The organism is Stenotrophomonas sp. Y-13, from assembly GCF_046267925.1.
Taxonomy (GTDB): Bacteria; Pseudomonadota; Gammaproteobacteria; order Xanthomonadales; family Xanthomonadaceae; genus Stenotrophomonas; species Stenotrophomonas acidaminiphila_A.
In genome coordinates, this window is the sequence record NZ_CP176501.1 from 671,263 (window position 1) to 685,548 (window position 14,286).

General features: G+C 69.0%; 9 protein-coding genes. 6 read left to right on the forward strand and 3 right to left on the reverse strand.

Translation table 11 applies throughout. From position 1 onward, the window contains the following. Positions 1–73: 73 nt before the first annotated feature. The 3 genes from ACJ7VY_RS02905 to ACJ7VY_RS02915 form a co-directional block, all read right to left on the reverse strand. Positions 74–2,374 carry a beta-N-acetylhexosaminidase gene (locus ACJ7VY_RS02905; protein WP_409476329.1) on the reverse strand — a complete coding sequence of 767 codons (2,301 nt, stop codon included), beginning with the start codon at positions 2,372–2,374 and terminating at the stop codon, positions 74–76. Positions 2,375–2,483: 109 nt separating this feature from the next. Then, positions 2,484–5,186: a TonB-dependent receptor gene (locus ACJ7VY_RS02910; protein WP_313254051.1), complete on the reverse strand. Its 2,703-nt coding sequence runs from the start codon at positions 5,184–5,186 to the stop codon at positions 2,484–2,486. Positions 5,187–5,246: 60 nt separating this feature from the next. Then, entirely contained in the window at positions 5,247–6,299 is a 1,053-nt protein-coding gene (locus tag ACJ7VY_RS02915) for a glucokinase family protein (protein WP_409476330.1), read from the reverse strand. 371 nt (positions 6,300–6,670) lie between these two features. Between ACJ7VY_RS02915 and ACJ7VY_RS02920 the strand changes: the two genes are divergently transcribed. The 6 genes from ACJ7VY_RS02920 to ACJ7VY_RS02945 all read left to right on the forward strand — a co-directional run bounded on the left by ACJ7VY_RS02920 (position 6,671) and on the right by ACJ7VY_RS02945 (position 14,277). Beyond that, on the forward strand, positions 6,671–7,954 hold the full coding sequence (locus ACJ7VY_RS02920; RefSeq protein ID WP_161613207.1) for a sugar MFS transporter: 1,284 nt from the start codon (positions 6,671–6,673) through the stop codon (positions 7,952–7,954). A 43-nt stretch (positions 7,955–7,997) separates the two neighbouring features. Then, positions 7,998–9,074 (forward strand): LacI family DNA-binding transcriptional regulator, encoded by a 1,077-nt coding sequence (locus ACJ7VY_RS02925; RefSeq protein WP_240213452.1) that lies wholly within the window; start codon positions 7,998–8,000, stop codon positions 9,072–9,074. Between the two features lie 4 nt (positions 9,075–9,078). After that, positions 9,079–10,104: an SIS domain-containing protein gene (locus ACJ7VY_RS02930; protein WP_293760736.1), complete on the forward strand. Its 1,026-nt coding sequence runs from the start codon at positions 9,079–9,081 to the stop codon at positions 10,102–10,104. Positions 10,105–10,277: 173 nt separating this feature from the next. Further along, positions 10,278–11,417: an N-acetylglucosamine-6-phosphate deacetylase gene (gene nagA, locus ACJ7VY_RS02935; RefSeq protein WP_161613210.1), complete on the forward strand. Its 1,140-nt coding sequence runs from the start codon at positions 10,278–10,280 to the stop codon at positions 11,415–11,417. 569 nt (positions 11,418–11,986) lie between these two features. Beyond that, a complete protein-coding gene (locus ACJ7VY_RS02940) occupies positions 11,987–13,075 on the forward strand; it encodes an acyltransferase family protein (RefSeq protein WP_409476331.1) in 1,089 nt (362 codons plus the stop codon). Between the two features lie 161 nt (positions 13,076–13,236). After that, positions 13,237–14,277 carry a S41 family peptidase gene (locus ACJ7VY_RS02945; RefSeq protein WP_409476332.1) on the forward strand — a complete coding sequence of 347 codons (1,041 nt, stop codon included), beginning with the start codon at positions 13,237–13,239 and terminating at the stop codon, positions 14,275–14,277. The last annotated feature ends 9 nt before the right edge of the window (positions 14,278–14,286 follow it).

A 14,286-nucleotide genomic window follows, 5' to 3' on the forward strand; every position in this document is an offset into this window, starting at 1 on the left:
GCACCGCAGCGGCCTGCGTGGTCCGTCCCCATGAAGAAAAGGGCCACCGTTTCCGGTGGCCCCTGGGGCGTGCTCAGTGCGTGGTTTCCAGTTGTATCCAGTCCAGCGTCCACAGCGCCGGCCGGGTGTCGCCGGTGAAACGGATGCACAGGTCGGCGCGCGGCGCCGCCGCGTGCAGTGGCGCGCGCAGCTCCACGAACCCGTCGGCGCCCGGCGCCGCCGGCAGCGGCACCGACACCAGCGGCGTGCCCTTGCAGTCGGCCAGGATCTCCAGCTCGCCATGCGCGGTGCGGGCGGGCGCGAAGCGGCGGCTGGGTTCGTCGTGGGCGAGCTGGAAGTTGTACGGGATGCGCCCGGCGCGGACCTTCACCGCGCTCACGCCCGCCAGGTCCGCGTCCTGCCACAGCCAGCACGGGCTGAAGATGTTGACGTTGAACACCGCGCGCTCGCCGTCGGCGGGGCCGTCGTCCTCCAGGCGCAACAGCAGCTTGCCGTCGCCGGGGCAGAGGCCGAGCCGGGTGTCGTCGCGGGTGAGCAGCGAATCGGCGGTGATCGCGAAGCGGCTGGCCGCGGCAAGCGGCTTGCCGTCGAAGAACGCCGCGGCGCGCACCTCGGCCGGCAGCCTGACCTGCAGCGGCTGTACGTAGCGCGGCGACGCGGCGCTCACCGCGCTGCCGTCGAGCGTGTAATGCACCGCGTAGCCGAGCGGATTGTCGAGCGTGACCGTGGCGGTGCCGGCGCTGCGGTCGCCCTGGTCGTGCATGTCCACCTGGAACGGCGTCTGCGCGTAGTGGATGCCCATCGCGCGGTAGCGCTGCAGCTGGCGCGGCAGGCGCTGCAGGAACCCATCGAAATCGCGCTTGTCCGCCGGACTCCAGCCGGTTTCGGCCACCGCGGCCAGGCGCGGGAACAGGTTGTGCTCCAGATTGCGGTCGTTGCGCGTGTGCTCGGTGAACATGTTGGCCTGCAGGCCGAGGATGTGCTGGCGCTTGTCGGCGGCCAGTTCCGCGGGCACCGGCTCGAACCCGTAGGCCTTGCGCAGCTCGATGGTCGTCGGCCGGCCCGGCGGCTCGTCCGGCGAGGACGTCTGCAGGTAGTCCATGTACATGTGGGTGACCGGCGACATGATCACGTCGTGGCCTTCGCTGGCCGCCTTCAGGCCGCCTTCGGTGCCACGCCAGGACATCACCGTGGCTTCGGGCGGCAGGCCGCCCTCGAGGATTTCGTCCCAGCCGATCAGGCGGCGGTCGTGCTGCTCCAGGAACTTCTCCAGGCGCTTGATCATATGGCTCTGCATTTCCATCTCGTCCTTCAGGCCGAGCCGGCGCATGTGCTCCTGCACGCGGGGGGAAGCGATCCACTGGTCCTTGACCGCCTCGTCGCCACCGACGTGCACGTACCTGGCCGGGAACATGTCGATCACTTCCAGCAGCACGTTTTCCAGGAACTGCAGGGTGCTCTCTTCGGTGTTGAACAGGTTGGGGAACACCCCCCACTGGTTATCGATGGCCAGCTTCCGGCCGGTCACGCCCAGCTCGGGGTAGGCGGCGATGGCCGCGGTGGCGTGGCCGGGGACGTCGATCTCCGGGATCACCTGGATGTGGCGCTCGGCGGCGTACGCCACGATCTCGCGGATCTGCGCCTGCGTGTAGTAACCGCAGTAGCGGCGTGGCTCGCCGGTGGCCGGGTCGCGGCCGGCGTCGCCCAGCGGCACCCGGCAGCTGCCCACCTCGGTGAGCTTCGGGTAGCGCTTGATCTCCATGCGCCAGCCCTGGTCGTCGGTGAGGTGCCAGTGGAAGGTGTTGAGCTTGTGCTGGGCCATGGCATCGAGCAGTTTCCTGATCTCGTCCATGCTCTGGAAATGGCGGGCCGAATCCAGCATCAGCCCGCGCCAGACGAAGCGCGGCGCATCGGTGATGGTGGCGGCGGCGACCTCGCCGGGGGTCTGGTCGGTCAGCAGCTGCGCGGCGGTGACGGCGCCGTAGAACAGGCCGCGGTCATCGCTGGCACTGACATCGATGCCGGTATTGGAGACCTTCAGCGTGTAGGCCTCGGCCGGCTTGGTCGCCGACGGGTCCAGGCGGAAGCGGATCTGCGCCTTGCTGGCGTTCTCGGCCACCGCAAGCGTGGGGCCGCCGTTCTGCCTGAGCAGCTCGACGAACTGGGCGGCGACGCGGCGCGAAGCCTCGTCATTGCCGCCGACCCGGGCGGCATCCTTCAGTACGAAGTCCTTGCCCCCGTCGGCCTGGTAACTGGCGGGCAGCGGGATCAGCGACGGTGCGCCGGCGGCGTGGACCTGCACGGCGGTGAGGCCGAGCAGCAGGCAACTGCCGAGCAGGGTTGCGCGACGACGCGCACGGAGGGACTTCGTCATCGGGGCGGAGCTCCTGTGTTTTCTGGAGGGTACTCAAAAAAACGCCGGGCCCGGAATGATCCAGGCCCGGCGCGTCATGCTGCCCGGCGGTGCGGCGTGCCGGGATGGATCAGAACTTCACGCGGGCATTGAGGTAGTACTGGCGCCCGTTGCTGTAGAACGCGGTCGGAATGCTGGCGCTCTGGTAGTACTTGTAGGTCGGGTCGTTGAGGTTCAGCGCATCCAGGCTGAAGCTCAGGTGGTCGTTGAACTTGTAGCTCAGTGCCACCGACAGGGTGCCGAAGCTGTCCTGGTAGTACGGATTGGCGCCGGACAGGCCGATCAGGAACTTCGAACGGTAGGTGTAGCCCACGCGTGCACCGAAGGTTTCGTTTTCGAAGTAGGCACCCACGTTGTAGGTGTTCTTCGAAGTGCCGGTCAGGTTGTTGCTGCCGTCGGCCCAGGTGTGCGAGGTGCTGCCATCGGCGTAGGTGTAGTTGCTGGTGACCCCGAAGTTTTCGCCGATCGGTTGCTCGTAGACCAGTTCGACGCCGGTGACCTTGCCGTTGGAGTTGACCGGAACCGAGACGTTGTACGGCTCGAGCTTGTGGGTCAATTCGCTGAACAGCATCTGCGTCTCGGTGCCGAAGGCCACGTAGTCCTTCAGGTTCATCGAGTAGGCGCCGATCGACAGCAGGCCGCGCGGCATGAAGTACCACTCGAGGTTGGCGTCGAAGTTGGTCGATACGATCGGCTTCAGGTTCGGATTGCCGCCGCCACCGGTCTTGTTCAGGTCAGAGCCCCAGGACGAGGCGCCGAGCGCGGAGAAGTCCGGCAGGGTCTGGGTCTGGGATGCGGCAAAGCGGAACACCAGGTTGTCGGCCATGTCGAACTTCAGGTTCGCGCTCGGCAGGATGCGGCTGTGCTTGTTGTTGGTGTTGATGATCTTCCAGCCGCCCCACACCGGGCAGGCCCAGCCGCAGCCGGGGCCGGGGCCCTGGGCGAACAGGCTGGTGACATCCGCATTGGCGACGTCGCTGACCGACTGGTAGGACATGATGTCCTGGTCGATATTGACGTAGCGCAGGCCGACGTTGCCGCTCCAGCGGTCACCGACGAAGTTGGCCTGCACATAGGCGGAGAAGTTCTTCTCCTGGACCTTCCACTCGGCGCCATAGTTGTGGCGGCCGTTGGGGCCGTCGTCGTTGGACAGCCAGGTGGAGTTGTTGACCACCGCGTCCTTCAGCGCGCCGGGGGTGAAATACCACAGGTTGCGCGGGAAGGTGCCGCCGATGCTGCTGGCGAAGCCATCCGGGTACGGTGCGGTGGCGCCATTCTTGAGCGCACTCCAGATGTCGCCCGGGCTCGCGCCTTCCGGCGACATTGCCTCGCGCTTGTGGTCGGCGTAGCGGGCGCCGAAGTCGAGCGAGCTCAGCGTGCCGTCGTTGAAGTACTGGCTGAAGTCGGCGGTGAACCACTTTTCCTTGTCCTCGGCAGTGACCTGCTGGTTGCCCCAGGTGCCGAAGCTGGTCACACCGCTCGGGGTGAGGTCGCCGCCGACGTTCCAGTCGATCGGTGCGCCGTTGCCGTGGGTGCTCCAGCTGGCGCCGCCGCCATTGGCCAGGGTCACTTCGGCGATGAACTGGCGTGGCGTGGAGCCGGTGCCCTTGGTCGAGCCGGCCTGGAACTTGGCGCTCAGGTTGTCGTTGATCTGCCAGTCGGCATCCAGGGTGACGTAGCTGCTCTTGGCGGTGGCTTCGCGGTAGATCATGTCGTACACCGCGTAGTCGGTGCCCGCCTGGCCGGTGTACGTGGCATCGGTCAGCACGCCATCCTTGACCACGTAGCCGGGGTTGGGTGCCTGCGCGCCGGCAAAGTGGTTGCCCCACAACATGAAGTTGCGGTTGTAGTTGTTGGCGTCCATCTTCGAGCTGAAGCCCTCGACACCCAGGATGAGGGAGTCGGACGGCTTGAACTGCAGTGCGACCAGCCCGCCCTTGCGCTCGCGGGTCTGTTCGAACAGGGTCGAGCCGAGCAGGCCGGGCGCCCACACCCCGACCAGGTCTGGGTTGGTCGCGGCCACCGGGTCGGAGGCGCCGATCTGGAAGAAGCCGCCGGGTACTTCCTGGGCTTCGCGGCGCAGTTCGCGCTTCTGGCTGAACGCCTGCACCATCACGCCGAAGGTGTTGTCGTCATTTTTGTAATTGAACAGGCCGGACAGCTGCGGATCGTTGGACTTGGCCTGGTCCGAGCGCACCGCGCCGATCGAGGCTTCGGCGGTGATCTGCTTGGCGAACTCCAGCGGCTTGCGGGTGATGATGTTGACCGTGCCGGTGGTGCCGCCGTCCTGCAGCTTGGCCTGCGAGGACTTGTTCACCTCCACCGAACGCACCAGTTCCGACGGCAGCAGGGTGTAGCTGACGCTGCGGCCGACGTTGTTGCCCTGGCTGAGTACGAACCAGTCGGCCGAGCCGACGCTGTGGCCGTTGATCAGGGTCTGGGTCAGGCTCGGGCTGGTGCCGCGCAGGCTGACGCGGTCGGCTTCGTCGAAGCCGCCTTCGTCGGCGCTGGACGAGCTGATGTTCACGCCGGGCAGGCGCTGCAGGGTGTCGGCGACGTTGTGCGCCGGCAGCTTGCCGATGTCCTCGGCGGTCACCACTTCGACGCGGGCATTGGCCTCGCGCTTGGTGTCCAGCGACTTTTCCATCGAGCCGCGGATGCCGGTGACGGTGACGGTGTCCAGGTCGGTCGCCTTGGGCTGCGCTTCCTGCGCGTGGGCGCTGAAGGCAAGGCAGCCGGCGATGGCTGCCGAAAGCAGGGTCTTGCGGTGCATGTTGTCTCTCCTCAACATCGGAATGAAAGGCACGGGCGTGCCGCTTTACGTCTGGTCTTGCTATTGCATCTGTTGCTTATGCTGCGAGGCTTGCGTGGCCAACTTTTCCAGATACCAACTGGCTGCGCCGATGACGCCCAGTTGCCCGTGCTCGACCAGTTTCACGGGGATGCGCTGCAGCGCCGTGGCCATGGGTCCCTTGTTGAGGAACCGCTGGACGAAGGTGCTGCCGATGAGGAACGGGCCGAGCTTGGGCAGGATGCCGCCGGCCAGGTAGATGCCGCCCTGCACGCCGTAGAGCAGGGCCATGTCGCCGATGGTGGAGCCGAGGATTCCGCAGAACAGCTCCAGGGTCTGGACCGCGAGCGGGTCGCTGCCCTCGCAGGCGGCGGCGCTGACCGCGTCGGGGGTGGCGTGCACGGGCGCGGTGCCGCGCACCGCGCACAGGGCGTTGTAGAGGTTGAGCAGGCCGGGCCCGGACAGCGCGCCGTGCTCGATGGAGACATGGCTGCGGTTGCGCAGCATGTGCTGCAGCACGGCCATTTCCAGTTCGGTGCCGGCGGCCAGCGCGGCCTGCCCGGCTTCGGTGGCGAGCACGACCGAGCGCTCGCCGACGGGGATCCAGAGCGCGGCGCCCAGGCCGGTGCCGGGACCGACGACGAGGGTGGGGCCGCGCGGCGCCTGCGCCGGGCCGGTGAGCTGCAGCACCTGGCTGCCGTCGATGTGGGCGGCGGCGTGGGCGACGGCCTCGAAGTCGTTGACCAGGTGCACGGCCTCGAAGCCGAGGTCGTCGCGGATGCGGCTGGCCGACAGCGGCCACGGCAGGTTGGCCGAGATCACGTTGCCGTCGGCCAGCGCGTAGCCGGCGCTGGCGATGACGCAGTGCGCCACCTGCGGGTGGTGGCTGGCGAAGTCGGACAGGATCGCGCTCAGGCTCGGATGGTCGCCGCAGCGGTACTTGCGGTAGGACAGGATCTCGATGGTCCCGCCATCGCTGCCGCCGGCGCGGATCAGGCCGACGCGGACATGGGTGCCGCCGACGTCGGCGGCCATGAAAGGTAGAGACGCGCTGTCGAGCGGAAAGGTCTGCAGTGTGGGGGCGGCAGCGGTCACTCGGTTTCCCTATGGCGTTGGGGGAGCGCCCGTCAGGCGCCATCGGGAGCCGAGTCTGTAATCGTTCTGACAACGATGTCAACGAATAGTTGAAACTTTCGATGCTGCGCCGCAGCGCCGTTCTGCGCGGCGGCGACGGCTGCGGTTCGGTTGCATTCGAAAGCAGGCGGCCGGCAAACCCTGCGTTTTCAAGCACGCGAGCACTGGCTGCATGCCGTGCGGCGCGCTGCCAGCGTGGGCGGCAGGCGGGTCACGCGTACACGCGTTGTTGACAAACGCGTCGGCACCCAACCATAAATGTGACAACGTTGTTTCCAGTTACCACCGGTCGGCGTGAGCCGTCCCTCTCGCAGCTGCAGGAGCCTTGACCAATGTCCGCTGTTCCCGCTTCCACGCCGCGCACCGGCATGGCGTCGTCGATCGCCATCGTCGGCGGCCTGTTCTTCATCCTTGGATTCTGTACCTGGATCAACGGGCCGCTGATCACCTTCGTCAAGCTGGCCTTCGAGGTCAGCGAGGTGTCGGCGTTCCTGGTGCTGATGGTGTTCTACCTGTCCTACTTCTTCCTGGCGCTGCCGGCGTCGCTGATCCTCAACCGCACCGGCATGAAGAAGGGCCTGGCGCTGAGCCTGGCGGTGATGGCGGTGGGGGCCATGCTGTTCGGCCAGTTCGCGACGCAGCGCTGGTTCGCCGGTGCGCTGGGCGGCCTGTTCGTGATCGGCGGCGGCATGGCGCTGCTGCAGACCGCGGTGAACCCCTACATCTCGATCCTCGGCCCGATCGAGGGCGCGGCCCAGCGCATCGCGCTGATGGGCATCTGCAACAAGGTCGCGGGCATCCTGGCGCCGATCGTGATCGGTTCGCTGGTGCTGCACGGCATCGGTGATCTCGACGCCCAGGTGCAGGTCGCGGACGCGGCCACCAAGGCGCAGCTGCTCAGCGATTTCGCCGCCAAGATCCATACCCCGTACATGGTGATCGCCGGGGTGCTGCTGCTGGTGGCGGTGGGCGTGCTGTTCTCGCCGCTGCCGGAAGTGCGCGCGGCCGAGGCCAACGCCGTGGCCGCCGACGGCGCCGCGGAAAAGCACAGCATCTTCCAGTTCCCGCACCTGTGGCTGGGCGTGCTGTGCCTGTTCGTCTACGTCGGCGCCGAGGTGATGGCCGGCGACGCCATCGGCACCTACGGCCATGGCTTCGACCTGCCGCTGGACCAGACCAAGCTGTTCACCTCGTATACGCTGACGGCGATGCTGGTCGGCTATCTGGTCGGCCTGGTGCTGATCCCGCGCTTCATCTCGCAGGAGCGCTGGCTGGCGGTCTCGGCGGCGCTCGGCGTGCTGTTCAGCGTGGGCGCCTACGTCACCCACGGCTACGTCTCGGTGGGCTTCGTGGCCGCGCTGGGCTTCGCCAACGCGATGATGTGGCCGGCGATCTTCCCGCTGGCGATCCGCGGCCTGGGCCGCTTCACCCAGACCGGCTCGGCGCTGCTGGTGATGGGCATCGCCGGCGGCGCGATCATTCCGCAGGCGTTCGCGGTGCTCAAGCAGCATTTCGACTTCCAGCTGGTGTTCGCCGCGCTGATGGTGCCGTGCTACCTGTACATCCTCTATTTCGCTGTCCGCGGGCAGCGTGCGGGCCGCGCGCATGGCGGCTGAATCGAGCATCATGGCGGCCAGTCAGTCCAGGCAGGAAACCGTCATGCGCAGGCCCACCATCAAGGACGTCGCCGAGCGGGCAAAGGTGTCGCTCAAGACCGTGTCGCGGGTCATCAACAACGAACCGTCGGTGATGCAGGCCACCCGCGCGCGGGTGCTGCGCGCGGTCGCCGAGCTGGATTACGAGCCGGATCCGTCGGCGCGCAACCTGCGCAGCAACACCACGTTCGTGATCGGGCTGGTCTACGACAACCCGAACCCGTACCACATCATCGGCGTGCAGAACGGCGTGCTGTCGGCCTGCCGCGAGACCGGCTTCGGCCTGCAGATCCATCCGTGCGACTCGACCTCGCCGATGCTGGCCGAGGAACTGGCCGACTGGGTGCAGCGTTCGCGCCTGGCCGGGCTGGTGCTGACCGCGCCGATGTCCGAGCGCCCGGAGCTGGTGGCCGCGCTCAACGCGCGCGGGATCAAGACGGTGCGGATCATCGCCGCCACCGAAGACCCGGCCGACGGCGCCTGCGTGTTCGTCGACGACCGCGATGCCGCCTACGAGATCACCGAGCACCTGATCCAGCTCGGGCACCAGCGCATCGGCTTCCTGTGGGGCGGGCCGGAGCACCGCTCCAGCGGCGAGCGCTATGCCGGCTACGAGGCCGCGCTCAAGGACTACGGCATCCCGCTGGACAAGCACCTGGTGATCCCGGGCGACTACACCTTCGACGATGGCTTCCGCGGCGCGCGCCGGCTGCTGGCGCTGCGCGAGCCGCCCACCGCGATCTTCGGCTCCAACGACGAGATCGCCGCCGGGGTACTGGCGGCGGCCAACTCGGCCGGGCTCAACGTGCCCTACGACCTGTCCATCGCCGGTTTCGAGGACAGCCCGTTCTCGCGCCAGTCGTGGCCGGCGCTGACCACCGCCAAGCAGGCCACCGGCGACATCGCCCGGCATGCCGCGCGGCTGCTGATCAGCCAGCTGCGCACCGACGCCTACGAGGACAACCCGGTGCAGCTGCAGAACCAGGGCTTCGTGCCGCAGCTGGTGGTGCGCGGCTCCACCGCGCCGCTGCGCCAGCAGCCGTTGCGGCCGCCTTCCCCTTCCCCCGATCTTTCCGAGTAGAACCATGTTGCCCAGCGAGACCGAAACCCTGATGTTCAACGAGGCCGCGTCCAGCGCCTCGGTGATCGCCGCCCAGTTCGCCCGCAACCACGAGCGCGTGCGCGCGCTGGCCGCGGACCTGCGCCAGAACCCGCCGCCGTTCGTGGTCACCTGCGCGCGCGGCAGTTCCGATCATGCCGCCACCTACGCCAAATACCTGTTCGAGACCCGGCTGGGGCTGGTGACCGCCTCGGCCTCGCCGTCGGTGGGGTCGGTCTACGAGGCCCGGCAGCAGCTGCAGGGCGCGCTGTACCTGGTGATCTCGCAGTCCGGCAAGAGCCCGGACCTGCTGCGCAACGCCGAGGCGGCCAAGGCCGCCGGCGCGCGCGTGGTGGCGCTGGTCAACGTCGAGGATTCGCCGCTGGCGCAGCTGGCCGATACGGTGATCCCGCTCGGTGCCGGTGCCGAGCGCAGCGTGGCCGCGACCAAGAGTTATCTGGCCTCGCTGGCCGCGATCCTGCAGTTGTGCGCCTACTGGCGCGATGACCCGACCCTGATCGCCGCGCTCGACGCCCTGCCCGCGGCCCTGACCCAGGCCTGGCAGTGCGACTGGAGCGCGCTCACCGAAGGCCTGGTCGATGCCCACAACCTGTTCGTGGTCGGCCGCGGCCCCGGCCTGGCCGCGGCGCAGGAAGCGGCGCTCAAGTTCAAGGAAACCTGCGGCCTGCATGCCGAAGGCTACAGCTCGGCGGAGGTCAAGCATGGGCCGATGGCGCTGGTCGGCCGCGATTTCCCGGTGCTGGCCTTCGCCCAGCCGGACGAGACCGGCGCCGGTACCCGCGCCCTGGCCGACGAGTTCGCCGCGCGTGGCGCACGCGTGTGGCTGGCGGGCGAGGGCGGCGACCTGCCGGTGGCGGCCGCGCCGCACCCGCTGTGCGCGCCGCTGCTGACGGTGCAGAGCTTCTACCGCGCGATCAACGCGCTGGCGCTGCGCCGGGGCCATAATCCGGACCTGCCGCCGCACCTGAACAAGGTGACCGAAACCGTCTGAGCGCCGGTCCCCGGCCTGCGCGGCGGGCCGCGCGTCGCAGGGGGCGGCACAGGCCGCCGCCGGCTCACCACCCAGGCGCGCGACCTGCCGCCGTCGCCATCGAACGGGCACGGACGCTGCCGTTGTTCATCCTCCCGGCGCAGGGCCGCGGGAGGGCATCCGGAACCAAGAAGATGACCAGCTACGCATTGACCCACGCCCGCATCCTGGGCAACGACGACTTCCACTCCGGCCACGCGGTACTGGTGCAGGACGGCAAGGTGGCGGCGGTACTGCCCGAGGCCTCGCTGCCGGCAGGCGTGCCGCGGCACGATCTGGGCGGCGGCTGGCTGCTGCCGGGCTTCATCGACGTGCAGGTCAACGGCGGTGGTGGCGCGCTGCTCAACAACGCCCCGGACGTGGCGTCGCTGCGCACGATGATGCGCGGGCACCGCCGCTTCGGCACCACCGGCATGATGCCGACCCTGATCAGCGACGATGCGGCGGTGATGGCCCAAGCCATCGCCGCGGTGCGCCAGGCCATCGCCGAAGGCGTCCCCGGCATCCTCGGCATCCATCTGGAAGGCCCGTACATCGCGCCGGCGCGCAAGGGCACCCACGATGCCGGCAAGTTCCGCGTGCCGGGGCCGGACGAGGTGGCGATGGCGACCGCGCTCGACAACGGTGTCACCGTGATCACGCTGGCACCCGAGCGGGTGCCGGTGGAGACCATCCGCGCGATGGTCGGCAACGGCGCCATCGTCTGCGCCGGCCACACCGCCGGCAGTTACGAGGAAACCCGCGCCGGCCTGGAGGCCGGCATCAGCGGCTTCACCCACCTCTACAACGCGATGACGCCGCTGCAGGGGCGCGAACCCGGCGTGGTCGGCGCCGCGCTGGAGGACCCGCACAGCTGGTGCGGGGTGATCGTCGATGGCGTGCACGTGCACCCAGCCAGCCTGCGCGTGGCGCTGGCGGCCAAGCCGCGCGGCAAGGTGATGCTGGTGACCGATGCCATGCCGATGGTCGGCGCCGACGATCCGTCGTTCGCGCTGTATGGCGAGGTCATCACCGCCGTCGATGGCGTGGTGCGCAACGCCGCCGGCTCGCTTGCCGGCTCGGCGCTGGACATGGCCACCGCGGTGCGAAACACGGTCGATCTGCTGGGTCTGCCGTTGGCCGAAGCCGCGCGCATGGCCTCGACGTATCCGGCGCAGTTCCTGCGCGTGGACGACCGTTACGGGCATATCGCCGCGGGTTACCAGGCGGATTTCGTGCTGCTGGATGAAGGGCTGCAGGTGCAGGCGACGTGGATCGCCGGGCAGCGCGAGTGAGGGAGCCGCTCTCCCTTCGGGGCGGGAGGGCACGGTTTGCGCGCCACTGGCGCGCGTGTGCGTTCGAGCGCCCACGCCGCTGGCGTGGACCGGGACGCGGAGCGGGAGGGTACGGGCGGAGCCTCACAGCGTTCGATCGTGCGAAGCCCCGTTTTGATCGGCCCCGGGCAACGGCAACGGCTTTCGCTCCCGCTTCGCGTGAGCCGGTTACTCATCTTTGGCTCGTGCAAAGAGAAGGTAGCCAAGAGCAAGCACGCCTGCCTTCGCGCCCACGGCAGTGACGTGCCGTGGGTCCACTCCGCCGCCGGGATTTTTTTGACGAGACATCACTGTCTCGTCGAAGAACGACGTGCATCCCAGCACGTCGCCGCTTGCGGGGACTTGTCCGTCGGCGCCGTCGCTGCGGAAGGGGACCCGGCAAGTCAAATCACGAGCAACAGCAACAGCAGGCCTCTGCTTGCGGTTCCGGCAAAGGTGGCAGTTCTTTTCAACAGACCGAAGGGCTGGTCAATCGCTTCTCGATGCGGTGTCTGCCGGCCTCCGCTACCTGACCGCACGGGATACCCTCCATGAGCAGTTCCCCATCCAGCCAGACACCCACCCGCTTTGCATCGGTCGATGCGCTGCGCGGCATCACCGTCGCGGCCATGCTGCTGGTCAACAACCCGGGCACCTGGAGCCACGTGTACGCGCCGCTGGAACACGCGGAGTGGAACGGCTGCACGCCCACCGACCTGGTGTTCCCGTTCTTCCTGGTGATCGTCGGCGTGTCGATCGCGCTGGGCGTGGTGCCGCGGGTCGAGCAGGGCGCCGACCGCGCCGCGCTGACCCGCAGCGTGCTGGTGCGGGCGGCACGCATCGTCGGCCTGGGCCTGCTGCTGCACCTGCTGGCGTGGTGGTGGCTGGACCTGGCGCACTACCGTCCGTTGGGAGTGCTGCAGCGCATCGGCGTGTGTTTCGCCGCCGTCGGGGTGCTGGCGATCTGGGCGCGCGCGACCACGCAGTGGGCCTGCCTGCTGCTGTTGCTGTCCGGCTACGCGGCGCTGCTGGCCGCGGGGGGCACGCTCGAGCCGTGGCACAACCTGCCCAGTCGCGTGGACACCGTCGTGTTCGGCGACCTGGCTTACCGCTACGACGCCGCCACCGGGCTGGGGCATGATCCGGAAGGGCTGCTGTCGACGCTCGGCGCCCTGGCCTCGACCCTGCTTGGCCTGCGCGCCGGCGCGCTGCTGCGCCAGGGCCGTGCGGCGCGGCTGCTCCCGGCCGCGCTGGTGCTGTTGCTGCTGGGGGCGCTGTGGTCCAGCTGGCAGCCGCTCAACAAGAACCTGTGGACGCCGTCCTACGTGCTGTGGACGTCCGGTTGGGCACTGGTGGCGCTGTGGCTGGCGCACGTGCTCATCGACCGCGTGCAGTGGCCGCCGCTGGGCCGGCGCTTCGGCGTCAATGCGATCACCGCCTACGCCGGCTCCGGGGTGACGGTGCTGGCATTGCTGGGCACCGGCAGCTGGGGGTGGCTGTACAGCCACGTGTTCGACCGCTGGATCACCCCGCTGGCCGGTGCCGAAGCCGCCTCGCTGGCGATGGCCGTCGCCTTCGTCGCGGCCTGGTGGCTGCCGATGTGGTGGCTGGACCGGCGCCGGATCTACCTGAAGATCTAGCCCCCAAAGCCGGGTCCGCGCCCATTCCCCGGGCAACGGACGTTGACCTGGGCCTGTTCCCGGCGCTGTTCTATCCTGCATCGGTAGCGATTAGCGACGTGCCATGGGATGGAACCACGATGTGCAGGAAGCGGAAACGCGCGCTGGCGGTGACGCTGTGGATGGCGATGCTGCCGGCGTGGGCGCTATCGGCCACCCCGGTGCCCTCGTTGCCTGCGCGGGAGCAGATGCTGGGCCTGCTGGAGCAACGGGCGCTGCATCGGAACCTGGTGGACTGGAGGGCGTTGCGTCGCGAGCTTGCCGCGACCACCGATGCCGAACGGCAACGCGCGCTGCTGGCCGACGCCATCCACCGCGCGACCGCCGGTCATGGCGGGTGGATGGCGGCCGCGGAGCTGCGCGACAGGTACCGCGCGGCGGCGCCCGCGGCCGCGCTGCCCGCGGCTGTGGAAGCGTCTGCTGCGCCGGAGGCCGCGCGGATCGACCCGCGGCTTGGTCGGATCACGATCGGGCCCTATCTGCCCGATCCGGGGCTCACCCGTGCGCAGCAGCGGGAAGCCGAGCAGCAGCACGCGCAGCGTCTGCGGGACACGCTCTGGCGCCTGGACGATGGCAGCCGTTGCGGCTGGATCGTGGACCTGGCCGAGAACACCGGCGGCAACATGTGGCCGATGCTGCTGGGGGTGGGGCCGCTGCTGCCCGGCCGCGTCGGTGGCACGGACGTGGTCGGGCATTTCCAGGATGCAGGCGGGCTGCAGCCATGGCGCTACCGCGACGGTGCGGTCTGGGTGGGCCAGGCCCTGCGGCTGGCGGCGGACGATGGGAGCCGGCGCCTGCGCCATCCCGAGGCACCGCTCGCGGTGCTCCAGTCCGGGCGTACCGCCAGTTCCGGCGAGGCCATCGTGCTGGCGCTGCGCGGACGTCGCGCCAGCCGCAGTTTCGGTACGCCGACGATGGGCTACTCCACTGGCAACGTTCCGGTGACACTGGTCGACGGCAGCACGCTGCTGCTCACCACCACGGTGATGAAGGACCGCAACGGCATGGGCGATGGCAGCCGCATCGTTGCGGATGTTCCGGCGGCGCTGCCGGCCGATGCGCTGCGCCTGGCGCAGGCATGGCTGCTGGCGCAGCCGGCCTGTGGCGGAAAACCCACGGGAAGTGCAGGGCCGGGCGCGCCATCCTGGAAAACCGCCCCCTGACTGGTTCTC

What these genes read in the sequence shown, in the direction of transcription:
- ACJ7VY_RS02905 (WP_409476329.1), bottom strand. Translation starts at nt 2,374, where the DNA reads ATGACGAAGTCCCTCCGTGCGCGTCGTCGCGCAACCCTGCTCGGCAGT.
- ACJ7VY_RS02930 (WP_293760736.1), top strand. Translation starts at nt 9,079, where the DNA reads ATGTTGCCCAGCGAGACCGAAACCCTGATGTTCAACGAGGCCGCGTCC.
- ACJ7VY_RS02940 (WP_409476331.1), top strand. Translation starts at nt 11,987, where the DNA reads ATGAGCAGTTCCCCATCCAGCCAGACACCCACCCGCTTTGCATCGGTC.
- ACJ7VY_RS02920 (WP_161613207.1), top strand. Translation starts at nt 6,671, where the DNA reads ATGTCCGCTGTTCCCGCTTCCACGCCGCGCACCGGCATGGCGTCGTCG.
- ACJ7VY_RS02910 (WP_313254051.1), bottom strand. Translation starts at nt 5,186, where the DNA reads ATGCACCGCAAGACCCTGCTTTCGGCAGCCATCGCCGGCTGCCTTGCC.
- ACJ7VY_RS02925 (WP_240213452.1), top strand. Translation starts at nt 7,998, where the DNA reads ATGCGCAGGCCCACCATCAAGGACGTCGCCGAGCGGGCAAAGGTGTCG.
- nagA (WP_161613210.1), top strand. Translation starts at nt 10,278, where the DNA reads ATGACCAGCTACGCATTGACCCACGCCCGCATCCTGGGCAACGACGAC.
- ACJ7VY_RS02945 (WP_409476332.1), top strand. Translation starts at nt 13,237, where the DNA reads ATGGCGATGCTGCCGGCGTGGGCGCTATCGGCCACCCCGGTGCCCTCG.